General features: G+C 45.4%; 20 protein-coding genes and 1 other annotated feature. Of the genes, 10 read left to right on the top strand and 10 right to left on the bottom strand.

What is annotated here, in order from left to right:
* Positions 1-247 precede the first annotated feature (247 nt).
* Together VCHENC03_RS02780 and VCHENC03_RS02785 are read left to right on the top strand one after the other, a co-directional pair.
* Positions 248-589, top strand: a complete 342-nt coding sequence (locus VCHENC03_RS02780; RefSeq protein ID WP_009707688.1) for a DUF2799 domain-containing protein — start codon at positions 248-250, stop codon at positions 587-589.
* A 110-nt stretch (positions 590-699) separates the two neighbouring features.
* Positions 700-1,029 carry a hypothetical protein gene (locus VCHENC03_RS02785; protein ID WP_005440588.1) on the top strand — a complete coding sequence of 110 codons (330 nt, stop codon included), beginning with the start codon at positions 700-702 and terminating at the stop codon, positions 1,027-1,029.
* 88 nt (positions 1,030-1,117) lie between these two features.
* Here VCHENC03_RS02785 and murQ read toward each other — a convergent pair whose 3' ends face one another.
* Positions 1,118-2,044, bottom strand: a complete 927-nt coding sequence (murQ, locus tag VCHENC03_RS02790) for an N-acetylmuramic acid 6-phosphate etherase (protein ID WP_009707687.1) — start codon at positions 2,042-2,044, stop codon at positions 1,118-1,120.
* A 64-nt stretch (positions 2,045-2,108) separates the two neighbouring features.
* A complete protein-coding gene (locus tag VCHENC03_RS02795; protein WP_032803076.1) occupies positions 2,109-3,221 on the bottom strand; it encodes an anhydro-N-acetylmuramic acid kinase in 1,113 nt (370 codons plus the stop codon).
* Positions 3,222-3,321: 100 nt separating this feature from the next.
* Between VCHENC03_RS02795 and nagZ the strand changes: the two genes are divergently transcribed.
* The 3 genes from nagZ (at position 3,322) to tyrA (ending at position 6,769) form a co-directional block, all read left to right on the top strand.
* Positions 3,322-4,305, top strand: coding sequence for a beta-N-acetylhexosaminidase (nagZ, locus tag VCHENC03_RS02800; RefSeq protein WP_009707685.1), 984 nt, complete (start codon positions 3,322-3,324; stop codon positions 4,303-4,305).
* A 238-nt stretch (positions 4,306-4,543) separates the two neighbouring features.
* Positions 4,544-5,617: a 3-deoxy-7-phosphoheptulonate synthase gene (locus tag VCHENC03_RS02805; RefSeq protein WP_005425327.1), complete on the top strand. Its 1,074-nt coding sequence runs from the start codon at positions 4,544-4,546 to the stop codon at positions 5,615-5,617.
* A gap of 24 nt (positions 5,618-5,641) precedes the next feature.
* Positions 5,642-6,769 carry a bifunctional chorismate mutase/prephenate dehydrogenase gene (gene tyrA, locus VCHENC03_RS02810; RefSeq protein WP_009707684.1) on the top strand — a complete coding sequence of 376 codons (1,128 nt, stop codon included), beginning with the start codon at positions 5,642-5,644 and terminating at the stop codon, positions 6,767-6,769.
* A gap of 68 nt (positions 6,770-6,837) precedes the next feature.
* Here tyrA and VCHENC03_RS02815 read toward each other — a convergent pair whose 3' ends face one another.
* The 3 genes from VCHENC03_RS02815 to ettA all read right to left on the bottom strand — a co-directional run bounded on the left by VCHENC03_RS02815 (position 6,838) and on the right by ettA (position 10,156).
* Positions 6,838-7,833, bottom strand: coding sequence for a M23 family metallopeptidase (locus tag VCHENC03_RS02815; protein WP_009707683.1), 996 nt, complete (start codon positions 7,831-7,833; stop codon positions 6,838-6,840).
* 29 nt (positions 7,834-7,862) lie between these two features.
* Entirely contained in the window at positions 7,863-8,231 is a 369-nt protein-coding gene (locus tag VCHENC03_RS02820) for a PilZ domain-containing protein (protein WP_009707682.1), read from the bottom strand.
* A gap of 257 nt (positions 8,232-8,488) precedes the next feature.
* Positions 8,489-10,156, bottom strand: coding sequence for an energy-dependent translational throttle protein EttA (gene ettA, locus VCHENC03_RS02825; protein WP_005425335.1), 1,668 nt, complete (start codon positions 10,154-10,156; stop codon positions 8,489-8,491).
* A 375-nt stretch (positions 10,157-10,531) separates the two neighbouring features.
* Between ettA and VCHENC03_RS02830 the strand changes: the two genes are divergently transcribed.
* On the top strand, positions 10,532-12,478 hold the full coding sequence (locus VCHENC03_RS02830) for a transglycosylase SLT domain-containing protein (protein ID WP_032803074.1): 1,947 nt from the start codon (positions 10,532-10,534) through the stop codon (positions 12,476-12,478).
* Between the two features lie 13 nt (positions 12,479-12,491).
* The gene (trpR, locus tag VCHENC03_RS02835) at positions 12,492-12,794 is read left to right on the top strand and encodes a trp operon repressor (RefSeq protein WP_005440603.1); all 303 of its coding nucleotides are present in this window, start codon (positions 12,492-12,494) and stop codon (positions 12,792-12,794) included.
* A gap of 114 nt (positions 12,795-12,908) precedes the next feature.
* On the opposite strand, the gene yjjX is transcribed toward trpR, so the two are convergent.
* From yjjX to VCHENC03_RS02860, 5 genes are all read right to left on the bottom strand, one after another.
* Positions 12,909-13,442, bottom strand: coding sequence for an inosine/xanthosine triphosphatase (yjjX, locus tag VCHENC03_RS02840; RefSeq protein ID WP_009707680.1), 534 nt, complete (start codon positions 13,440-13,442; stop codon positions 12,909-12,911).
* A 42-nt stretch (positions 13,443-13,484) separates the two neighbouring features.
* On the bottom strand, positions 13,485-14,663 hold the full coding sequence (gene pheA, locus VCHENC03_RS02845; protein WP_009707679.1) for a prephenate dehydratase: 1,179 nt from the start codon (positions 14,661-14,663) through the stop codon (positions 13,485-13,487).
* Between the two features lie 13 nt (positions 14,664-14,676).
* Positions 14,677-14,798 (bottom strand) — a sequence feature (Phe leader region).
* A 108-nt stretch (positions 14,799-14,906) separates the two neighbouring features.
* Positions 14,907-15,233 (bottom strand): ribosome hibernation-promoting factor, HPF/YfiA family, encoded by a 327-nt coding sequence (gene hpf / locus VCHENC03_RS02850; RefSeq protein WP_005447957.1) that lies wholly within the window; start codon positions 15,231-15,233, stop codon positions 14,907-14,909.
* Positions 15,234-15,610: 377 nt separating this feature from the next.
* A complete protein-coding gene (locus tag VCHENC03_RS02855; RefSeq protein WP_032803072.1) occupies positions 15,611-17,080 on the bottom strand; it encodes a lytic transglycosylase F in 1,470 nt (489 codons plus the stop codon).
* 143 nt (positions 17,081-17,223) lie between these two features.
* Positions 17,224-17,952 (bottom strand): outer membrane protein assembly factor BamD, encoded by a 729-nt coding sequence (locus VCHENC03_RS02860; protein ID WP_009707676.1) that lies wholly within the window; start codon positions 17,950-17,952, stop codon positions 17,224-17,226.
* Positions 17,953-18,088: 136 nt separating this feature from the next.
* On the opposite strand from VCHENC03_RS02860, the gene rluD reads away from it, so the two are divergent.
* The 3 genes from rluD to clpB all read left to right on the top strand — a co-directional run bounded on the left by rluD (position 18,089) and on the right by clpB (position 22,516).
* Positions 18,089-19,066 (top strand): 23S rRNA pseudouridine(1911/1915/1917) synthase RluD, encoded by a 978-nt coding sequence (gene rluD / locus VCHENC03_RS02865; protein ID WP_005440614.1) that lies wholly within the window; start codon positions 18,089-18,091, stop codon positions 19,064-19,066.
* A 1-nt stretch (position 19,067) separates the two neighbouring features.
* Positions 19,068-19,796: a peptidoglycan editing factor PgeF gene (pgeF, locus tag VCHENC03_RS02870; RefSeq protein ID WP_009707675.1), complete on the top strand. Its 729-nt coding sequence runs from the start codon at positions 19,068-19,070 to the stop codon at positions 19,794-19,796.
* 146 nt (positions 19,797-19,942) lie between these two features.
* Positions 19,943-22,516: an ATP-dependent chaperone ClpB gene (clpB, locus tag VCHENC03_RS02875; RefSeq protein WP_005440616.1), complete on the top strand. Its 2,574-nt coding sequence runs from the start codon at positions 19,943-19,945 to the stop codon at positions 22,514-22,516.
* The last annotated feature ends 472 nt before the right edge of the window (positions 22,517-22,988 follow it).

The following is a 22,988-nucleotide window of genomic DNA, read 5'->3' as shown; positions in this document are numbered from 1 at the left end:
GCTAAGTGCATTCGCTCTATGGATGAGTGGTCGAATAGAGAAGCGAGTGGTCGATATAACGGTTAAGTGGTTTTATCGTTTGCCTAGTGGTCGTACTTAGGGCTGAGTGGTTCTATTAACTATTAAGCGGTGGTTATTAAGGGTGAGCGGCGAGCTCAAGAGTTAAGTGGTGAAATCAACAGATAAGCGGCAAAGCACAGGCTTTAGTGGTAAGCTTGTTTTGAAAACAATTAGTTAAGGAAGAATGATGAAAAAGGCAACGTTAGGCTTGGCGCTGGCTTTACTAGCAGGGTGTGCGGCAACAACGGAAGAACTGGCGCAGTCCGGAGATTGGTACCAGATCGGTTATCAAGATGGTGTCGCTGGGCATACCTCTCGTACCATGAAAGAACTTCGCTCGTTAGGAAATGTAAAGCAAGGTGATTATGACCAAGGTTACCTTGAAGGGGTAACTGAATATTGTAATCCTGATTTTGCTTACCAAATGGGCTTGTCTGGTCAGTATTATGAAGGTGTATGTGAGGGAACGCCTGGGGCACAAAAATTCCGTATGGAATGGCAACGTGGCTGGAATGAATACAGCAACTAGATCTGTTTCATAATCAAGACTGTGGTTTTGCTTGTTGATCTTCTGACATTTGAATTTTATTGCTTTGCTGTACTTATGGCTTGAGATTCAATCAGAAGTGAAATGAAAACATGAAGAAGTATTTTTTGGTCGCATTAGCATTGTTGCCCTTAACGGTTGGTGCGACCAACGTGTTGAAAGAGTCGATTAAGATGAAGCGTAAATACGATCACGATAAGCATCGTATTACCAATACCATCAACAATACCAAGCGTAATATTAAAGAAGTCACTGACGGTACTTATGTCGAGAACCAAGTGAAGCGAGAAGTAAACCAAACCACTCGCAAGTACACCAATAAAGTAGAGAACGTTAAGAACATAACGAATCCTGATCACATCAAACGTAAAGCAAATGACAAGCTTAACCAAGAGTTTGATGAATGGTTGTATGAAGACTAAATCTTGATATCTAAAATAAAAAAGGAGACCACGAGGTCTCCTTTTTGTTTGTCTTGTATCTACAGGTTTGAGTTGCCGGACTCAAGATTTATTTCGGCTGGTGGTTTTCCACTGCTTTGCGTAAGAAGCCGTCTTGGTGGTGTAGGTGGGCACGAGCAGAATCAATATCAAGATCGGTCAGGATCATTAAGATCGCCAGTTTCACCTCATAATCCGTCTGCTTAAGCACTTCGGTTGCTTGTTCTTTGCTGCAATCGGTCGCTTGCATCACAATTCGCGCTGCGCGTGCGACGAGTTTATTGTTGGTTGCTTTCACATCAACCATCAGGTTTTGATAGCTCTTGCCCAAACGGATCATGCTTGCGGTTGTTAGCATGTTTAGCACCAGTTTCTGCGCGGTACCTGATTTCAAACGTGTTGAGCCAGTCAATGCTTCAGGGCCTACAACAGGGCTAATTGCGACGTCGGCTATGTCGGCGATTGGCGAATCTGGATTACAAGATAGCGCAATCGTGGTTGCACCGATCTCGTTGGCGTACTCCAAACCACCAATAACATAAGGTGTTCGGCCACTTGCAGCGATACCGACGACAACATCGAGATTTGTGAATTTGATGTCTTTTAGGTCTTGCTCACCTAAAACCGGCGAATCTTCCGCACCTTCTTTTGCTTTTAGAATCGCCTCTGGACCACCCGCAATCAGACCAACCACCATCTTGTCAGATACGCCAAATGTTGGCGGACATTCCGATGCATCAAGTACACCTAAACGGCCGCTGGTGCCTGCGCCCATGTAAACTAGACGACCGCCGACTTTAAATGCGTCGGTGATCTTATCCACCGCGAGTGCGATTTCGGGTAAAACCTTCTCAACCGCAAGTGGTACGAGCTTATCTTGCTGATTAAGTCGCTGAACAATGTCCAGAGAGGGCAGTAAATCGATGTCCATCGTATCTGGGTTACGACCTTCTGATACTAGATGGGCAAGAGCAGCAATAAGCGCGTCATTTGTCATAGTGGTTTAAGCCTTTTGAATACTGATTTCGATTTGTTTTTTCGCTGTGGCTAGCACAACGTATTTAGTTTTTAGGATAGAGCACACCCAGCGAAGCAAGACGGCTCGCACCGGTTACTTCAGGTAAGTTGCTTGGTAGCCCGTCAATATGTCGCTGAGCAAGCCAAGCAAACGCCATGGCTTCCATATAATCGCCATCGACACCTTTATCATCCGTTGTTGCGACTTGCCACTGCGGCAGAAGTTCCGCTAAACGTTGCATCAGTAGGGGGTTTCTCGCCCCACCTCCACACACCAACAGCTGTGGCTGCTGGCCATACGTGAATTTCTCCACTTCGTTTGCAATGGTCTTCGCCGAGTATTCACACAGCGTGCGTTGCACATCTTGTTTTGAGGTATTGTGGTCAGCTAACTGATGATGCAGCCAATCGATATTGAACAGCTCTCGGCCGGTGCTCTTAGGCGCCGACATAGCGAGGTAAGGTTCTGCTAAGAGTTGAGTTAGTAGTGCTGCATCGGTGTTGCCTTGTAGAGCAAATCGCGCGTCTTTGTCGAAGCCTCGTCCGGTGTGTTGTTCACACCATGCATCCATCAACATGTTGCCCGGACCCGTATCGTAGCCGATCACTGCTTGCTCAGGATGAAGTACCGAGATATTGGCAATTCCACCGATGTTAAGCACCACGGTGGTGGAATCTTGCATGGCAAAAATGCTTTTATGGAAAGCTGGGACGAGCGGTGCACCTTGGCCACCTAACGCCATGTCTTTACGACGAAAATCTGCCACGGTATCAATGCCAGTTTTGACTGCAACTATGTTGGCATCACCCAGTTGGGTGGTGAAGGGCAGGTCGCCAGTTGGCTGATGGAACACGGTTTGACCATGATTACCAATGGCTCGGATTTGCTCTGCGGAATAGCCGGATTTATCCAGTAGCTGTAAAACCGCATCGGCAAACAGATGGCCAAGTTGATGGTCGAGCTCACCAATGGCTTTTAGATTCGTGTCTTGCCCAGTGCAAACCGACAAAAGCGTCTGCTTAATATGAGCGGGCATTGGGTAATCATCGTGTGCGATTAAGCGAACACGGTTATCTTCAATTTCAACCAGGGCGGTATCTACACCATCCATACTGGTTCCAGACATCACACCGACATACAGTTTGTTAAGATTCACAGCCAATTCCGTCAATTCTTCGATTCACTTATTGTAAAGCAATTCTGAAGCGAATAACCTCATCGAATACGAGATATTCAGCCGATTTTGAGGAGAAAAAATGGGACCATTATGGGTTGATGTTGCAGGCTATGAACTGACTGCAGAAGACAGAGAAATTTTGGAGCATCCAACGGTTGGTGGTTTGATTTTATTTACGCGTAACTACCATGACAGCAAACAGCTTCAAGCTCTTACCCAATCTATCCGCAAAGCGGCGAAACGTCCGATTTTGATTGGTGTTGACCAAGAAGGTGGACGTGTTCAGCGTTTTCGTGAAGGCTTCTCATTGATTCCTGCGGCAGACGAATACGCCAAGCACCAAAACAGTGAAGAGCTGGCTCGTCTGGGCGGTTGGTTGATGGCTGCTGAGTTGATTGCTCATGATATCGATCTAAGCTTCGCACCAGTACTAGATAAAGGTCACCAGTGTAAAGCGATTGGTAGCCGTGCCTTTGGTGAGGATCTGGACACCATTTTACGTCACAGCACCGCGTATATGCAGGGCATGAAGAGTGTCGGTATGGCGACGACGGGCAAACATTTCCCAGGTCATGGTGGTGTGATTGCTGATTCACACTTAGAGACACCGTACGATGAGCGTAGCGATATCTTTGAGCAAGACATGGCTATCTTCAAAGCGCAAATCGATGCAGGAATCTTAGACGCGATGATGCCTGCTCACGTCATTTTCCCAAATTATGATGATCAGCCTGCTAGTGGCTCTGAGTATTGGCTTAAACAAATCCTGCGCCAGCAACTTGGTTTTAACGGTTTGATCTTCTCTGATGATTTGACCATGGAGGGAGCTGCGATCATGGGTGGCCCTGCTCAGCGTGGCGCACAAGCACTAAACGCTGGCTGCGATATGCTGCTGGTTTGCAATAAGCGCGATGCGCAAGTTGAGGTGCTTGATAATCTACCAATCACTTCTGTTCCTCGAGCTGATGCCTTGTTGAAGAAGCAAAGCTTTTCTCTAAGCGAGCTAAAACTTTCGCAAGAGTGGAAAGACGCCTCTGAAGCTATGAAGCGATTGGTTGGCTAGCCATCTCACCCCTGAATAATGGTTTGTTCAGGGGGAGACGTAAACTTTCTAAAACATCCATTTAAAGCCGAAGTGCTCTGCATTTCGGCTTTTCTTTAGGTGTAAATATAAATTTACATTAAATGTTTTTTATTGTGTACGGTTGTAATTCTTTTTTAGCCTGTTATCTTGTCGATAAAGCTTAGTTGCCTCACCAAGGAATTGGTTGGGTGTAAACATAAATATACAGGTCAAGGTTATGCAAAGAAGTGAATTGAGCAACATCAACATCAGCGAAGAACAAGTTCTGATCACGCCAGAGGAGCTAAAAGTGAAGCTTCCTCTAAGTGAAAAAGCACGTCGTTTTATTCAAGAGTCTCGTCAAACCATCGCTGACATCATTCACAAAAAAGATCATCGTCTACTCGTTGTATGTGGACCATGTTCTATCCATGACGTAGAGGCAGCGAAGGATTACGCTAAGCGTCTAAAAGCTCTTTCAGAACAACTAAGCGACCAACTGTATATTGTAATGCGTGTTTACTTTGAGAAGCCTCGAACCACAGTTGGTTGGAAAGGCCTAATCAATGACCCACACCTAGACGGCAGCTTCGACATTGAACATGGTCTGCATGTTGGTCGTGAACTGCTGGTTGAATTGGCAGAGATGGAAATCCCGCTGGCAACAGAAGCTCTTGACCCAATCAGCCCGCAATACCTTGCGGATACCTTTAGCTGGGCAGCGATCGGTGCTCGTACGACTGAGTCACAAACACACCGTGAGATGGCAAGTGGTCTTTCTATGCCAATCGGCTTTAAGAATGGTACGGATGGTAGCTTGGCTACTGCTGTTAACGCGATGCAAGCGGCTTCTTCTAGCCACCGTTTTATGGGGATTAACCGTGAAGGTCAAGTCGCGCTTCTGACTACGCAAGGTAACCCGAATGGTCACGTGATTCTGCGTGGCGGCAAGCAAACTAACTACGATTCAGTATCGGTTAACGAGTGTGAGCAAGAGATGGCGAAATCTGGTCTTGACGCTTCACTGATGGTGGATTGTAGCCATGCAAACTCACGTAAAGATTACCGTCGTCAGCCATTGGTCGCAGAAGACGTGATTCACCAAATCCGTGAAGGCAATAAGTCGATTATTGGCTTGATGATTGAGAGCCATATCAATGAAGGTAACCAATCTTCTGACCTCGCTCTTGAAGAGATGAAATACGGCGTATCTATCACCGACGCATGTATCAATTGGGATTCAACTGAGGCACTATTACGTCATGCACACGAAGAGCTGGTGCCTTTCTTAGAGAATCGTCTAAAAGGCTAACAACACGGGATTTAAGGAACATCAATGGCAGTTGAACTTAACGCATTACGCGATCAGATTGATGCAGTCGACAAGCAAATGCTAGAGCTACTTGCTCAGCGTTTAGCGCTAGTAGAGAAAGTGGGTGAAGTAAAAAGCGAACACGGTTTGCCAATTTATGCCCCAGATCGTGAAGCCGCAATGCTGGCATCACGACGAGCTGAAGCTGAAAAAATGGGGATCCCTCCACAGCTGATTGAAGACATTCTTCGTCGAACAATGCGTGAGTCTTATGCCAGCGAGAAAGATTCCGGATTTAAGTGTTTGAACCCAGAACTTCGCTCAGTGGTCATTATTGGTGGTAATGGTCAATTAGGTGGTCTGTTTGGTCGAATGTTCAAACTATCTGGTTACCAAGTTAAAGTACTGGGCAGCAAAGACTGGGATCAGGCCGAAGACATCCTAAAAGATGCGGGGTTGGTGGTAGTTACAGTGCCGATTCACCTAACAGAAGGTGTGATTGAGAAGCTCGGTAACCTGCCACAAGATTGCATTCTTTGTGACCTGACTTCTATCAAGTCTAAGCCGCTGCAAGCAATGTTGAATGTGCACCAAGGTCCGGTTGTTGGTTTGCACCCAATGTTTGGTCCAGATGTTCCGAGCCTAGCGAAGCAGGTGATTGTCTACTGTGACGGTCGTGGTAATGAGCAATACCAATGGCTATTGCAACAGTTTGGAATTTGGGGCGCAAGCTTGTGCCAAATCGATGCGCAAGAGCACGATCATGGCATGACTTTGATTCAGGCGCTGCGCCACTTCACTTCTTTCGCTTACGGTATGCACCTAAGCAAAGAGAACCCGAACATTGAACAACTATTAAAGCTGAGCTCGCCGATTTACCGTTTGGAGCTAGCGATGGTAGGGCGTCTGTTTGGTCAAGATCCAAACCTCTACGGTGACATCATTCTTTCATCACAAGAAAACATCGACATGATTAAGCGTTTCCACCAACGCTTTGGTGAAGCGTTGTCTGTTTTAGACAGTAAAGACAAGGCTGAGTTTGTCGAAAGCTTCGAACAAGTGAGTGACTGGTTTGGTGATTACTCGCAGCAATTCATGAACGAAAGTCAGAACTTGCTCAAACAGGCTAATGACAATATCCATCGTGGATAAAAATCGATTTTGAATGTAAAAAGAGCAGCTTATTCGCTGCTCTTTTTTATTCGTATGTTTCGTGATGATCAGTTGGTTGATGTGGCACTGTTATCTTCACTCGATACTGTGCTGATGCTGGTATCACGGTAAGGTGAGTTAGTAAGGTTGATTTGCAGACGAACCACGTTATCAATCAACTGAACCAACGGACCCCACTTCACCTTCTTCTCTTTCTCGAACGCGTAGTTAAAGTTCTCTGGCGTCCAATCCATCAAGTATTGTGGGTTTAATGCTCGGCCTAAGAAGCGCACTTCATAGTGCAGGTGCGGACCAGTTGAGTTACCAGAGTTACCACATTTCGCAATCACATCGCCTTTACTGACGAACTCTCCACTCTTCACACTGAATTTGCTCAAGTGAGCAAAGGAGCTAGAAAAGCCAAACGAGTGACGCAGCGTGAGGTAGTTACCATACCCACGGTTACCTGGACGAACCGTTTCTACCACACCGTCTGCCGGCGCAAGGATCTGTTCTCCACGCTTACACGTTAGGTCTATACCTGTATGAACATGACGTTTGCCCGTGATTGGATTGACACGACTGCCAAAAGGAGAGGAGATACGTTGATAAGTCATTGGGCTGTCGTTTGGAATCAAACGGAACATGGTCGCACGAACTGCAGAATCGATTGCCGCAGCATCAATGCGTTCTTCCAGTGCATGTTCATCGGTGCTCAGCTCTTCATCTGCTAAACCCAACACAGACTCAACATCAAATACACGCTTGCCTAGCAATTGAATCTGGTTGTTTTTATCGGTTAAGGACTGAGAAAGAGAGTGGTTGGTATCTAACTGCTCTTCGTACAACACGGAGATTTCAGCTTTCTCGCTCTCTAGCTTTGCGATGGTTTGATTGAGTGCTTGTGTGTCATGAATCTGCTTTTGATGCAGGTACCAAGCACCACCAACAACAGCGGGCAGTGCAACGACTGACGCACAGATAGCTAGGATCGAAAGGCGACCCAAATGAAATTGCTGATTCCCGTCTTTAGTCGGGATCTGCATGATGATTTTTTTAGACATGGTTATTGTTACTAAAGTAGGCGTTCAATTTATTCTTCCCCTAAATCTGAAAGATGCTCTAACTCTCGATTCAGAAGCTCGTTATTGCCTACATTCAATTCTATAAATCGTTTTAGTTGGCTAATACTATCGATGTCTATGTTGTTGATCTTTAGCCTAATCTCGTTATCTATAATCGATATGATGTTGGCGGTTAGCTGCATCACTTGCTCTGATTGAGCAAACGAGAACGCAACATCTACCTTACGTGACGGTTCAAGTGAACTTGCATTTTCAGCTTTTAACAACAAGCCATGTAATGAGAGATCTTGAATCGTGGCTTGTAATGCCAAGTCACCTTGTTCCAATAAAGCTGAAACTTGATAGATAATGCGTGAAAAGCGTCGTCTCTCCGTCATAGAGCTTTCTCATTAAGTCGTCAAATCAGTCGAAGACTATATCAAACAGAACAAAAACTGTTCAATTTTTGTTCTTAAAATATCGAGCTAGCACAGAGTTACGATTGCTAAAGGTCAAGCTCTTAATTGAAAAAATGCCAATTTGAGCCATTTATGCAACACATACAACAAAGGCCGCTATGATAGCGACCTTTGTACGAATTACAAGCAAAGGTGAGCGTAAGGTGATATACCGCACACTCATCTTATAACCGAAATTACTTCGATACGCGCTTGTATTTGATGCGGTGTGGTTCAGCTGCTTCAGGACCAAGGGTCTTCTTCAGCCATTCCATGTACTCGTTGTAGTTACCTTCGTAGAAGTTAACTTGGCCTTCATCGCGGTAGTCGATGATGTGCGTTGCAATACGATCTAGGAACCAACGGTCGTGCGAGATAACCATTGCACAGCCAGGGAACTCTAGTAGTGCTTCTTCTAGTGCACGTAGTGTTTCAACGTCAAGGTCGTTGGTTGGCTCATCGAGTAGCAGTACGTTACCGCCAGCTTTAAGCAGCTTAGCAAGGTGCACACGGTTACGCTCACCACCAGAAAGCTCGCCGATAACTTTCTGTTGATCAGAGCCTTTGAAGTTAAAGCGAGAACAGTAAGCACGTGCAGGGATTTCGAAGTTGTTGATCTTGATGATGTCAGCGCCTTCAGAAATCTCTTGGAATACCGTGTTCTTGTCGTTCATTGAGTCACGGAACTGCTCAACAGACGCTAATTTCACTGTTTCACCAAGCTCAATCGTACCTGAGTCTGGCTGCTCAGTGCCGCTCAGCATCTTGAATAGAGTCGATTTACCTGCACCGTTAGCACCGATGATACCTACGATTGCACCCTTAGGCATGCTGAACGATAGGTCATCGATAAGAACACGACCGTCGAATGACTTAGTCAGGTTGTTCACTTCGATAACTTTATCACCTAGACGCTCACCTGGTGGGATGAACAGCTCGTTGGTTTCGTTACGTTTTTGGTGGTCAGTGTTTTGTAGCTCTTCAAAGCGCGCCATACGTGCTTTAGATTTCGCCTGACGACCTTTAGGGTTTTGACGAACCCACTCAAGTTCTTTCTCGATGGTCTTTTGACGAGCTTTTTCTTGCGATGCTTCTTGTTGTAGACGCGCATCTTTTTGCTCTAGCCAAGACGTGTAGTTACCTTCCCATGGAATACCTTCACCACGGTCAAGTTCTAGGATCCAACCCGCTGCGTTATCTAGGAAGTAACGGTCGTGGGTAATCGCAACTACAGTACCAGTGTAATCAACTAGGAAGCGTTCTAGCCATGCAACAGACTCAGCATCCAAGTGGTTGGTTGGTTCGTCGAGTAGCAGCATGTCTGGCTTTTCAAGAAGAAGACGACAGATAGCAACACGGCGACGCTCACCACCTGATAAATGTTGGATCTTTTGATCCCATTCAGGAAGGCGAAGTGCATCAGCAGCACGTTCTAGTGCGTTATCTAGGTTGTGACCATCTTTCGCTTGGATTAGCGCTTCTAGTTCACCCTGTTCTTTTGCAAGTGCATCAAAATCGGCATCTGGTTCTGCATACGCAGCGTATACCGCATCCAAGCGCTTAAGTGCGCCAGCAACATCTGCAACGGCTTCTTCAACGATTTCACGAACGGTCTTTGACTCGTCCAGAACAGGTTCCTGTGGTAGGTAACCTACGTTTAGTCCCGGTTGTGGGCGTGCTTCACCATCGATATCAGTATCGATACCCGCCATGATACGTAGCAGCGTAGATTTACCTGCACCGTTCAGACCTAGAACACCGATTTTTGCACCTGGGAAGAAGCTTAGAGAGATGTCTTTAAGAATTTGACGCTTAGGTGGCACAATTTTGCTCACCCGCGACATGGTATATACGTATTCAGCCATTGCCGATCGTTCCTAAATTAACTGTCATTCAAAGGCTCTATTTTATACCAACTCCTTGAGTTTTGTTACCGGATTGCAAGAAATTAGCATCTTGTGTGATTTCTTCTTCATCGCTGACCGGAAACTCCCAACTTTAGGGTATACACTTTTCTTGTTCACCTTTAATTCAAATACCCACTCTTCATCGGGATGGATGAATTGTCGGGAATCTATTTGCTTTGAAGGGTTCTAAAGTTTTACGAGTACAACATTTATTACATCAAGTCGCTTTACAATAAGAACTTAATACGGTGTAAATAGATGCATATGCTTTATGACTTACCGCGCCTTGTATTCACCAGTGGTAAGAAGTGAAGCGATAAACGTCTGGGGAAAATGACGCACATGAGATTCAACGTATCTGAATTGGCTAAAAGAGTATGCTACGCAGCCGCTTTATGTGCGGTAAGCGTGTCAGCAAACGCTGCGCTGAGCCTTGAAAAACAGCGCCAAGTCTATGAGCAAGCTCAGGATTTATTAGATAAGAACGACATTGATGGTTACTTATCTATCCGTTCTAAAATCGCCGACTATCCACTGACACCTTATGTGGATTACCGGGTGTTTCTGAGGCAATTATCGAGTAAGTCTCCACAACAGGTAGACGAATTTATTAATGACCACGAGGCTTTTCCATTCTCACGTCGAATTCGCGCCCCTTACTTAGATAACCTTTATCGTCAGAAAGATTGGAAAACCATTACCGAGTTCCAAAAAGTGGAGCCAAGTGGTGAGCGTTACCAGTGTATTTTTTATGTCGCTCAATTAGAGCAGGGTAAACAAGTTGCTGCCTTTAAAGGCGCAGAGCACATGTGGCTGCGCGGCAAAAGTATCGCCGACGAGTGTGATCCATTGTTCTCAGCGTGGGACAAAGCGGGTGAGCGCACCGATGAGCTGATTCTTCAGCGTATGCTGCTGGCGTTTGATGCTCGTAATGGTGGCTTAATGAGTTACCTGCAAAAACTGCCAGAATCAGCCAAAGCGAAGCAGCAAGCTAAAGCAATGAAAGCGCTGTTTGATAAACCAGAAACGGTCGCTGCATTTGCTAAGAAACAACCTGCTAATGACTTCAATCGCGCTCAGAGTGAATATGCGTTAGAGAAGTTGGCTCGTAAAAATACCAAGCAAGCGCAAGATGCGTATGCTGCAGTTGTGAAAGGTCAAAAGCTCTCCCCTGAGAAAGCGCAAGCTCTGGCTGACTACATTGCGATCCGTTTGATTCGTACTGAGTCGGACTCATTAGCAAATTGGCGTGATGATAAAACGAAGTCGAGTAAGAACTTACCCTTGATTGAAAGCCGCATTCGTTTGTCGATTCAAAACGGCGATTGGAAAGGCGTACAGAAATGGATTGCGGTTTTAAATGACAAGGAACAGGCAACGCTTCGGTGGCAATACTGGCTAGGTCGTAGTGAAATCGCTTTAGGCGATGCAACTGCGGGTAAGCAACGTTTGTCGAAATTGGTCGGCCAACGTAACTTTTACAGCGTTGCAGCGGCCAATGCGATTGGTCAGTCAATTAAGTACCCATCAAGTTCCGTTAAGTTAGACAAGAAAGCCGTTCAGCCATACCAGAAATCTTTGGCACGTATTGAAGAGCTTATCGCGACCGACAAAATTGCCGCAGCGAAGAGTGAATGGACCCATTTGCTTCGTCGTGTGAGCAAAGAAGAGAAAACGCAACTTGCCGCTTATGCTGCTTCTAAGCGTTGGCACAACCTCACCGTGATTGCGAGTATTCAGGCGGAGATGTGGGATAACATCCCATTACGTTTCCCGGTGGCGCATCGCTGGTGGTTTAACTTCTACGCTGAGAAACACAACATCGACCCGATTACGATGATGTCCCTCGCTCGACAAGAAAGTGCATTGGATTCCGAGGCGCGTTCGCCTGTTGGTGCTCGTGGCCTAATGCAAATTATGCCTGCGACGGCTAAGTACACGGCGAACAAGTACAAGCTCAAGTATCAAGGTACGCAAGACCTTTACAACGTGGGCAAGAACATCGAGATTGGTAGCCACTATCTACAAGGTTTGATGGAGGATTACGATAATAATCGTATTTTCGCGCTCGCTGCTTATAATGCAGGACCTAACCGAGTAAAAATGTGGCGAGATCGAACACAAGGAAAAGTCGACGCTTATTCCTTTATTGAAGCAATTTCATTTAAAGAGACGCGTGGTTATGTGCAGAACATTTTGATGTTTGAAACTTACTACCGCGACCTTTTAGGTGTAGATGGTTCGTTCTTGACCCCAAATGAGATCAATACCAAGTATTGAGTGAGGTAACTTGATGTCACACGAACCTGAGTACAAAGACTGGCAACAGATTGTCGAACTGATCCGTTCTAGCGTGGATAACCAGCAACACGAGATGTTGTTGACCATGTTAATGACGCCGGATGAAAGAGAATCGCTCACCGCACGCGTCAACATTCTGAATGAGTTGCTCAAAGGTGAGCTGTCTCAGCGTCAAATCAGTCAAATGCTTGGAGTGGGAATTGCCACCATCACTCGTGGTTCGAATGAGTTAAAGTCGAAATCTGATGCGGACAAAGACAAACTCAAGACATTGCTAGAGCAGGGGGCTCAATAATCTTTGAGTTGAACTCTCTGAGTTACAGGCAGCAAAAAGGGCGGAATCTTCGCCCTTTTTAATGTGTGCTATTCGCTGCTATGAGCTTTAAAGCTCGTGATAAGCCCCGTGCAGTTATAGATTCGCCGGGAAATGTTCAGGGTTGGTAAAAGGAATCAACGCCAGAATCAACGCTTGATGATAGACCGAACTGCGCGTCAGTTGGTTTTGAGTCAGTAGACCAATTGCGCCACCTTTCTGTTTGATGTTGTCGGTACCAAATACCTCATCCATCACATCGCCAAGCTCATTGGCATGTTCAAGTTTTTGGAGCACTTCTGGTGGTAGCATCAAGCTAGCAGAGCGAGACTCCCCACGATGCGTGTCAGACTCAATCACCATCCAAGCAAATGTGACTTTGCCTTCAATTCCTGCCTCTAAACCGACATAGAAATCCGCATTTGGCATTTCTGCTTTGGCGTTACGAACTCGGTTCAATGCGCCAAGATGCGTTTCATCATTAGACATCGGTTGGTCTGCCACTTCACTTGGAACACTGACACCAACAAACTCAAAACTTTGCTCTGAGAAAGCGCTTTGAAAAGCACTCTCTACAGCCTTGATTTTCGCTGGGTTTAGGGACGCGATAACGACTTTTTGGGTTGCCATGATCTTTTTACCTACCATGTTCTTTTTACTTACAATAGTCCTTTAGCTCAGCTTTACTTGAGTGGGCTTTACATTCTCGCTTGGGTAACAACCTAACACTTTCAAGTGCTTAGTGATCTTAGTTAGCTCATCAATCGCTTGCTGCATCTCGCTAGAACCTAGGTGAGATTCAAGGTCTACGTAGAACATCTCTTCCCATGGATTGCCCATAATTGGACGTGATTCTAGTTTGGTCATGTTGATGTCGTAACGCTGAAGAACCAAGAGTGTCTGAACCAGAGAGCCAGCTTGCTGCGACGTTGACATGATCAATGTGGTCTTCGCCGGAATCTGCGTCGATACTTCTACAGGTTTACGTGCGACAACGATAAAGCGAGTGTGGTTTTCTGTTTGGTTTGCGATGTTGCCTTGAATGGCTTGTAAGCCGTAAAGTTTACCGCTTGAAGCATTACCAATTGCCGCAACGTCGTCACGGTTAAGCTCTTGTACCTTTTGCATCGCATCTGCAGTGCTTGCGCAGGACTCTAGCTTCACGCCTTTCATGCGGCTTAAGAACTCGCTGCATTGCTGGTGTGGTTGCGGATGTGAGTAAAGTGTTTTGATGTTCTCAAGACGAATGTCTTTGGTTGCTACGAGGCAATGCTCAATTGGTTGAGTCAGTTCGCCAACGATGTACAGCGTTGTGTGTTGCAGTAGGTCGTAAACTTCGTTGATCGAGCCAGAGCTAGTGTTTTCAATTGGAAGTACGCCGTAGTCTGCATGACCAGATTCCACCGTCTGAGTCACTTCTTTGAAGTGTTCACAATTGAGTTCAATCAGTTCTGTATTCTTACGGCTGAAGTATTCGCGGCTAGCAAGGTGCGAATAAGAGCCCTTGGCACCAAGGAAAGCAACGCGAGCAAGAGGCTTGCGACTTTGCTGTGGATTAACTAGGTTCTGCAAGTAGCTTTGTTGAAGAAGAACAGAATCTTCAATGATGGTGTGGAAAAGTTTGGTGATGTACTGAGCGTCGAGTTCGTATTTATCACGGCCGTTGGTGATCAGTTTTACTAGAAGTTGTTGTTCACGGACTGCATCACGAACAGGTTTCGACGTTTGAACTTTGCTTTTAGCGACTTCAATACTGAGCTTGCGGCGTTCTGACAACAGGCTTAGCAGCTCGTCATCCAGCTCATTCAAACGTAAACGAATTTCTTCCAGGGAAATAGGTTGGTCAGTCATCAATTCTTTCCTTATAAAAAAAGCCCCCCGATTTGGGAGGCTTTCTGTTTGTTTTTGACTTTTCTTTCACAAACGAGTTAGCCCCTCCAACTATGGAAGGAAAAAGAAGTCAAAAAGAAACAGGTTTGTTGAATGCATAAATAGTGCTTAATTTGTGAGTGTTTAAACACAATAAGCAAGCAGGCGGGGAGCGTCAAGCAAAAAAATAGCGCCTTTCGGCGCTACTTCCTCAATCTGGACGGTTTACTCTTCTTCTTCCACTAGCTCAGGCTTATTCGCACGTCGAGCTTCAGGTTTGTGGGTCAGCTTATTCAGTTGTCGTTCTAGTTTTTGCTCCACTTCATTGATAGCTGCGTAAAGATCTTCGTGAGTTGCTGAGGCGATTAGCTGGCCTTTAGGAACTTTGATAACGGCTTCGAATTTCTTCTGTTTGTTTGGTTCCTCACTGAAAGTTGCTTGGCATCCAATGATGTCTACTTGCCATTTCTCCAGCTTTTTAAATTTGCTCTCAATATGAGCACGGATTGCAGAGGTGATTTCGATGTTTTTACCAGTGATGTTCATTGTCATAAATGTTTTTCCTCTGTTTCATCCCTCATGGGTTGAATTCAGATTACCGCTTTGAGGATAAAAGAATGTGATTTAGATCACTATTTTGGGCGGCTTTTTGGAGATGGAAAATGAATGTGATCTCACTCAAGAACTGCTGAGATTTATGTGAAAATTGCTTGTTATCGGATTCGAAATCATTAGATTGGGTAGAGTACTGAGCTGAAAACTAACCCGTTTTTAGGGGAGTTATACGGCCTGTAATTCTAGTTAGTTAAAAATTAACCAGAACAAAGGTGTGAATCAGATCACTCTTAAAGTGCACAGTAAGTTAGATTCAAAAACGCCGCTTAATTCGTTGAGCGGCGTTTTTGGTTTTCTATTTAGAGTTTCTCTGTTTATGGGGTTTGACTGACTCGTCTCAGCGGCGTCATAAAAACGGGATCGTCTGGAACAAGTAAAACGTTATCCAGCGTTTTCGCGAGATCAAGGCTCTCTAGTTGCTTGTAAATCACGTAGTAGCGATTCACATTGGTCACATATCTCACCGTTTCCCCCAAGCTCCTACGCGTCACCACCTCAACGTTGTTAAACCAAACATTGGGATCGTAGCCTTGTTGAGTCGCGCGCTTACGCATTCTTTCAACGTTTCCTGGCCCGGCATTGTATGCTGCGAGTGTTAAGTAGAGTTTGTTCTCTTTGCTGATTGCTTCATCACTGAAGTAGTAGCGGCGCAGGAACGCCATGTATTTCACGCCTGCATGAACATTGTTTTCCAAGTTACGAATGTTTTTTATGTTTACGTTCGGGTCACTCGCTGTGCTTGGTAAGATTTGCATGATACCGACAGCGCCACGGCTAGACGCTAAGTTGTTATCGAACCCCGACTCTTGATAAGCCACTGCAGCGATCAGCAGATAATCAAAGTCGTACTTCTCCCCATATTTAGAAAACAGAGCAGAGAGCTTTTCAAGCTGAGCAATCTTTTTCGGGTTCAATGCCTTGTTTAACCAATTGGTGTTGTCGATGTACTTACCGTAAATGACGTTACCAAGTAAGGTGCCAGATTTGGCTGTGCGAATGAATTTGTTCACTACTTTCATTAGCTCGGGGCTGTCGTGACGCATTGCCCAGGCGATCTCACCGCCTTTACGGATTGGGATTTTGGTATGAGCACGGATATCGTCCATAAAGCTCATCCACAACTTAGCTTTGTGGCTATCAAGAACGATGGCTTTGACATAGCCATTGTTGAGCATTCCTACCAATTCGTAGTCTTGTAGTGTTTCTTCTATGAAATGCACAACAACAGGTGGTAAGCCTTTCTTATTAAGTTGTTTGTTTAGAGCCTGAATGCTCTCGAAGTAACTTGAACTGGCACGTACCCATATTTCCTTGCCGCTTAGCTGATCAAGCTTGGTCATCACTGGTGTTTTCTTATTAGTGATTACCCATTCTTCAATGCCCGTGATGGCAGGATCACTAAAATCAACCAACTTCTTACGTGCGTCGGTAATGGTGAGATTCGCAACAACCAAATCTCCTAACCCTTGTTCAAGGGAGGGAAGCAGCTCATCACGAGATACAGGAATGATTTGAATATTGATCTTAGGTTTGAGTTTGCGTAAATCTCTCTCAAAATGCGCAAGCAACTCGGCGCCAATCCCTTTTGGTTCTCCTCCCTCTATGTAATAGAAACCCAAATCGGCAGATACCAACACACGCAAGACGTTTTTTTCTTTAATGACATCGAGATCACCCGTGTAAGGCGGCTGTCTAAGAGGAGATAGCTCGAGAGCAAAACTCGACGCGGAGAGTAGGATCAACAGTCCCGTCCATAACTTTGATAGTGTCACGTTCACATCCATGTTGATGGTGAAGGAGAACTTTAAGCATATGTGTCGCTTAAAAAATCATCAAGGAAGTGAATGTGATAACGAGAAAGGATAAAACAAAAATTAATGCGGAATAAAACAAAACCGCCACAGTGTGGGACTGTGGCGGCTTAAGATTAGTTAACTGGGTTGAGCTTTATCAGCTCTTCAGTTCTGGCAACTGAATCATCCAGTTTCAACTGCTTGTAAGCTTCTAGCTGAATCTCAAGTGACTTACGAGCGGCTTCTGTATCAGGAAACGCTTTTTGTAGCTCTTGCGCACGGTTGATTGCTGCAATCCATGCTTCACGACGTAAGTAGAAGTCTGCGGTTGCAAGATCGTAATCAGCAAGGCGGTTCTTCAATGCCACCATGCGTTTTTGCGAGTCTTCCGCATAAGGGCTATTCGGGTAACGATCGAGCAGCTTTTTGAAATCATCAAATGCTTTCTTTACTGGCTCTGGGTCACGGTCACTACGGTCTACGTTGAACAGGTCATGCATGAAGTTACGGTCTTGTGCCATGTGGCTCAAACCGCGCATGTATAAAACCCAGTCCATTTTTTCGTGAGTTGGGTTCAAACGCATAAAGCGAGAGATCGTTGCCAGACCTAGTGCTAGGTCATCGTTTTTGTAGTACGCGTAGATAAGGTCAAGTTGTACCTGCTCAGAGTAGGCACCAAACGGGTAACGCGAATCCAAAGCTTCTAATTTCTCGATGGCAGAAAGCCAGTTACCACTTTGCAGAGAAGTTTGCGCGTCTGCATACAGTTCAGAAGGTGGCACATCAGGAACGATTTCTTCTTTGCTTGCACAGCCAAACAGAAGGGATACCGCTAAAAGGCCTGTTAAAGTCTGATGTTTCATATCAGGAGTCTGTTCCTTGAATCTAAATATTTCTTAAGCTGCCGTTACTTTCTTTCCAGTAACAGATACAATGACGTAATAGTCTATTTTTCCACAGTCGTGAGCATTAGTCTCACAGTTTTTAAAAAAGTTCGATATGGCTCAGCAGATTGTTTTAACCAACACCGTAAAAGATAGCCAATTAGGTCAACGTTTAGACCAAGCTATCGCCGAATTATTCGCGGACTTCTCTCGCTCTCGCTTGAAAGAGTGGTTGCTTGCAGGGAAAGTACAAGTGAATGGTGAAGTTGTCACTAAACCTCGCACCAAAGTAATGGGTGGCGAGGAAATTACCTTGCAAGCCGAGCTGGAAGATGAAGAACGCTGGGAAGCACAAGATATCCCTCTAGATATCGTCTACGAAGATGAAGACATCATCGTAATCAACAAGCCTCGTGATTTTGTAGTACACCCAGGTGCGGGTACGCCAGATGGCACTGTATTAAACGCATTGTTGCATCATTACCCAGACATCGCCGAAGTACCTCGCGCAGGTATTGTGCATCGTCTAGATAAAGATACAACAGGCCTAATGGTGGTAGCGAAAACCGTACCAGCACAAACTCGTCTAGTACGCGCGCTGCAAAAACGTAACATCACTCGTGAGTATGAAGCGATTGCAATCGGTCGTATGACGGCGGGCGGTAAAGTAGATAAACCAATTGGTCGTCACTCTACTAAACGTACGCTAATGGCGGTTGCCCCAATGGGTAAACATGCTGTTACTCACTACCGTGTGGCAGAACATTTCCGTGAGCATACTCGTATTCGCTTGCGTCTAGAAACGGGCCGTACACACCAAATCCGTGTACACATGTCTTACCTACAGCATCCACTATTAGGTGACACTGCTTACGGTGGTCGTGCTCGCATCCCAACTGGCGCATCACAAGAGCTAACGGAAATGATCCGTGGCTTTGACCGCCAAGCTCTGCACGCGGTAATGCTTCGTTTTGAACACCCTGTTACTGGTGAAGAGCTAGAGTTCCACGCTCCTGTACCTGACGACATGGTAGAAATGACAGAAGCGCTGCGTAAAGATACCGAAGAGTTCGGTCTACCTGACGAGTTCTAATATGAAGACAATTATTCCTAACTGGCCAGCACCAAAAAACGTTAAAGCCTTCGCCTCTACCAGAGTCGGCGGCTTTTCGGCGACGCCTTACCAAGGGCTAAATTTGGGTGCGCATGTTGGGGATGACTTGTCCATCGTAGAAAAGAACCGTGACTGGTTGGCGCAGCAAGCAAAGATGCCTAGTGCGCCAATCTGGTTGAACCAAACCCATTCTACTGTTGTAGCTCAAGCAAGCGCTCCTACAAAGCAAGTACTGAATGCGGATGGTGTCTTTACCTCTTCAAGTCAGGTTGTTTGTTCGGCCATGACAGCGGATTGTTTGCCTGTTTTATTAACCAATACGCAAGGTACCCAAGTAGCAGCTGTTCATGCTGGTTGGCGCGGCTTAGCAAATGGTATCGTTGAAAATGCACTAGAGTTGTTTTCTGGTGAGGTAATGGCGTGGCTTGGTCCTGCAATTGGCCCTCAAGCATTTGAAGTCGGTGAAGATGTTCTGCAAGCCTTTGTGGATTTTGATTCACAAGCTCATCAAGCCTTTACACCTCGTAATGTTGAAGGTAAGTGGTTGGCGGATATGTCTAAGCTTGCAACTCAACGTCTCAACAAACTTGGTGTCACTCAAGTATTTGACTCTGGCCTGTGTACTTTCCAAGACAAAAATGACTTTTATTCCTACCGCCGTGATGGTGTGACAGGTCGACAAGCTACTTTTATTTGGATTGAGGACTGATCACTACAACGCAAAAGTGTTGAGATGCATAGCTTCATTTTTGCAAAGCTATCTTTATTAATTCACTCCCTTGAAATTCCCTCTCTGCGTATCCATCTTTCTAACTGTCAAAAGAATTTCCTTAAGTTGAGGTTAGGAAGAAAGATATGCGTCTTGATAGATTCACAAGTAAGTTTCAAATCGCTATCTCTGATGCTCAGTCACTAGCGTTAGGGCGCGATCATCAATATATCGAACCAGTGCACCTAATGGTGGCATTGCTTGATCAGAACGGTAGCCCAATTCGTCCACTACTAACCATGTTAGATGTCGACGTAACTCATCTACGCTCTAAATTGAGCGAAATGTTAGACCGACTGCCTAAAGTCAGTGGCATCGGCGGTGATGTTCAGCTGTCTAGCTCTATGGGTACACTTTTCAATTTGTGCGACAAAGTGGCTCAAAAGCGTCAGGACTCCTACATCTCTTCCGAAGTCTTTTTGCTTGCAGCATTAGAAGACCGTGGCCCACTTGGTCAGCTACTAAAAGAGATGGGCTTGACCGAGCAAAAAGTTAGCCAAGCGATCGAAAAGATCAGAGGTGGTCAAAAGGTTAATGACCCGAACGCGGAAGAGCTACGCCAAGCATTGGAAAAGTTCACCATAGACCTTACCGAACGTGCAGAGCAGGGTAAGTTGGATCCGGTTATCGGCCGTGATGATGAAATCCGCCGCACCATCCAAGTATTGCAGCGCCGTACTAAAAATAACCCTGTGATCATTGGTGAACCAGGTGTGGGTAAAACCGCTATCGTTGAAGGTTTGGCTCAGCGCATCATTAATAATGAAGTACCAGAGGGGCTACGTGGCCGCCGCGTACTTTCGTTAGATATGGGCGCACTTGTTGCAGGTGCAAAATACCGTGGTGAATTTGAAGAGCGTTTGAAGTCGGTATTGAATGAACTAGCCAAAGAAGAAGGCAACGTCATTCTATTCATTGATGAGCTTCATACCATGGTTGGCGCGGGCAAGGGCGAGGGCTCTATGGATGCCGGTAATATGCTAAAACCAGCATTGGCCCGTGGTGAACTCCACTGTGTGGGCGCGACTACATTGGACGAATACCGCCAATATATAGAGAAAGATGCTGCACTTGAGCGTCGTTTCCAAAAAGTGCTAGTGGATGAGCCAACAGTAGAAGACACGATTGCCATTCTTCGTGGTTTGAAAGAGCGTTATGAGCTTCACCACCACGTAGAGATTACCGACCCAGCGATTGTGGCTGCCGCAAGTTTGTCGCATCGCTATGTTTCGGATCGTCAATTGCCTGATAAAGCAATCGACCTTATTGATGAAGCCGCTTCTAGTATTCGTCTACAGATCGACTCTAAGCCAGAATCTCTAGATAAACTCGAACGTAAAATCATCCAACTTAAGATCGAACAGCAAGCACTGAGTAACGAGCATGATGAAGCAAGTGAAAAGCGCTTGGACGTGCTTAACGACGAGTTGAACGAGAAAGAACGTGAATATGCAGAGCTGGAAGAAGTGTGGAATGCTGAAAAAGCCGCACTATCTGGCACTCAACATATTAAAAGTGAGTTAGAGCAAGCCCGAATGGATATGGATTTTGCACGCCGAGCTGGTGATCTAAACCGCATGTCGGAACTGCAATATGGCCGTATTCCTGAACTTGAAAAACAGCTCGATCTTGCTACTCAAGCTGAAATGCAAGAGATGACGCTGCTGCGTAACAAGGTGACGGACAATGAGATTGCAGAAGTACTCTCTAAGCAAACGGGTATCCCCGTTTCTAAAATGCTCGAAGCAGAAAAAGAAAAACTGCTCCGCATGGAAGAGGTACTGCACAAACGCGTGATTGGTCAAGCGGAAGCGGTTGAAGTGGTATCAAATGCAATTCGTCGTAGCCGAGCTGGCTTATCGGATCCGAACAAACCGATTGGTTCCTTCTTATTCTTAGGTCCAACAGGTGTGGGCAAAACGGAATTGTGTAAGACACTCGCGAGCTTTATGTTCGATAGCGAAGACGCAATGGTACGCATCGACATGTCAGAGTTCATGGAGAAACACTCTGTGGCAAGACTAGTTGGTGCGCCTCCGGGTTACGTTGGTTATGAAGAGGGTGGTTATCTAACAGAAGCGGTTCGCCGTAAACCTTATTCTGTCATCCTATTAGATGAAGTAGAGAAGGCACATCCAGATGTGTTCAATATTCTGCTGCAAGTATTGGATGATGGTCGACTAACTGATGGACAGGGTAGAACGGTTGATTTCCGTAATACTGTAGTGATCATGACATCGAACTTAGGTTCAGCTCGCATCCAAGAGAACTTTGCTACTCTGGATTACCAAGGTATTAAGAATGAAGTGATGGATGTGGTCAGTAAACACTTCCGCCCAGAGTTTTTAAACCGTGTTGATGAAAGCGTGGTCTTCCATCCTCTTGGTCAAGAGCACATTAAGTCGATTGCTTCTATTCAGCTAGATCGTCTAGCGAAACGCCTAGAAGAAAAAGGCTACCAGTTAGAGGTGTCCGAGAAAGCACTCGATTTGATTGCTCAAGTTGGTTTCGATCCTGTCTATGGTGCGCGTCCTTTAAAACGTGCCATTCAACAAAATGTCGAAAACCCACTAGCGAAATCAATCTTAGCTGGTCAAATATTACCAGATAAGAAAGTACAGCTGATTGTGAACAATGACCAAATTATTGCTCACCAATAATTTCACTAATGCAGCGAAAAGTGAGACGAAGTTCAAGGTTTAGGGGGCGGTAGCCCCCTTTTTGATGCACTTTTATCGGGTTTTGATTGTTTTCTATACGAACGAACCAAAAAGATAAGTTTTTTTGAAAAATAGGGTTGTGTTCCTAAACGAACTCCCTATAATGCGCCTCCGTTGTCACGGGAAAGCAAAGAAAGCGAAGTCGAGATAACAAGGTCAGTGAGTTAGAAAGTAACTCACAGAGAAATAACTTAAAAAAGTGTTTGACACGATAAGTTATCTCGCTAAAATGGCCGTCCACTTTGAAGAGAACTTCAGAGTGTGCTCTTTAAAAATAAGAACCTATCAATCTGTGTGGGCACTCGTTGATGATAATCCAATTAGATGTTTCTTTCTTAACGGAAAGCGGTATCAAATTAGGTTTCAATGAAACGAAGTGACCATTGAGTCGAAAGACTCAGCACAGTCAATT

This window comes from Vibrio sp. HENC-03, assembly GCF_000305755.2.
Classification (GTDB): domain Bacteria; phylum Pseudomonadota; class Gammaproteobacteria; order Enterobacterales; family Vibrionaceae; genus Vibrio; species Vibrio owensii.
Note: the sequence above shows the minus strand (reverse complement) of the source record. Positions and strands in the feature narration are given on the sequence as shown.

Bases quoted from the DNA above. Each gene is read 5' to 3' on its own strand.
- trpR (WP_005440603.1), top strand. From the start codon at position 12,492: ATGTCACACGAACCTGAGTACAAAGACTGGCAACAGATTGTCGAACTG.
- tyrA (WP_009707684.1), top strand. From the start codon at position 5,642: ATGGCAGTTGAACTTAACGCATTACGCGATCAGATTGATGCAGTCGAC.
- pgeF (WP_009707675.1), top strand. From the start codon at position 19,068: ATGAAGACAATTATTCCTAACTGGCCAGCACCAAAAAACGTTAAAGCC.
- hpf (WP_005447957.1), bottom strand. From the start codon at position 15,233: ATGACAATGAACATCACTGGTAAAAACATCGAAATCACCTCTGCAATC.
- pheA (WP_009707679.1), bottom strand. From the start codon at position 14,663: ATGACTGACCAACCTATTTCCCTGGAAGAAATTCGTTTACGTTTGAAT.
- nagZ (WP_009707685.1), top strand. From the start codon at position 3,322: ATGGGACCATTATGGGTTGATGTTGCAGGCTATGAACTGACTGCAGAA.
- VCHENC03_RS02815 (WP_009707683.1), bottom strand. From the start codon at position 7,833: ATGTCTAAAAAAATCATCATGCAGATCCCGACTAAAGACGGGAATCAG.
- ettA (WP_005425335.1), bottom strand. From the start codon at position 10,156: ATGGCTGAATACGTATATACCATGTCGCGGGTGAGCAAAATTGTGCCA.
- murQ (WP_009707687.1), bottom strand. From the start codon at position 2,044: ATGACAAATGACGCGCTTATTGCTGCTCTTGCCCATCTAGTATCAGAA.
- VCHENC03_RS02780 (WP_009707688.1), top strand. From the start codon at position 248: ATGAAAAAGGCAACGTTAGGCTTGGCGCTGGCTTTACTAGCAGGGTGT.
- VCHENC03_RS02830 (WP_032803074.1), top strand. From the start codon at position 10,532: ATGACGCACATGAGATTCAACGTATCTGAATTGGCTAAAAGAGTATGC.
- VCHENC03_RS02805 (WP_005425327.1), top strand. From the start codon at position 4,544: ATGCAAAGAAGTGAATTGAGCAACATCAACATCAGCGAAGAACAAGTT.
- clpB (WP_005440616.1), top strand. From the start codon at position 19,943: ATGCGTCTTGATAGATTCACAAGTAAGTTTCAAATCGCTATCTCTGAT.
- yjjX (WP_009707680.1), bottom strand. From the start codon at position 13,442: ATGGCAACCCAAAAAGTCGTTATCGCGTCCCTAAACCCAGCGAAAATC.
- rluD (WP_005440614.1), top strand. From the start codon at position 18,089: ATGGCTCAGCAGATTGTTTTAACCAACACCGTAAAAGATAGCCAATTA.
- VCHENC03_RS02855 (WP_032803072.1), bottom strand. From the start codon at position 17,080: ATGGATGTGAACGTGACACTATCAAAGTTATGGACGGGACTGTTGATC.
- VCHENC03_RS02860 (WP_009707676.1), bottom strand. From the start codon at position 17,952: ATGAAACATCAGACTTTAACAGGCCTTTTAGCGGTATCCCTTCTGTTT.
- VCHENC03_RS02785 (WP_005440588.1), top strand. From the start codon at position 700: ATGAAGAAGTATTTTTTGGTCGCATTAGCATTGTTGCCCTTAACGGTT.
- VCHENC03_RS02820 (WP_009707682.1), bottom strand. From the start codon at position 8,231: ATGACGGAGAGACGACGCTTTTCACGCATTATCTATCAAGTTTCAGCT.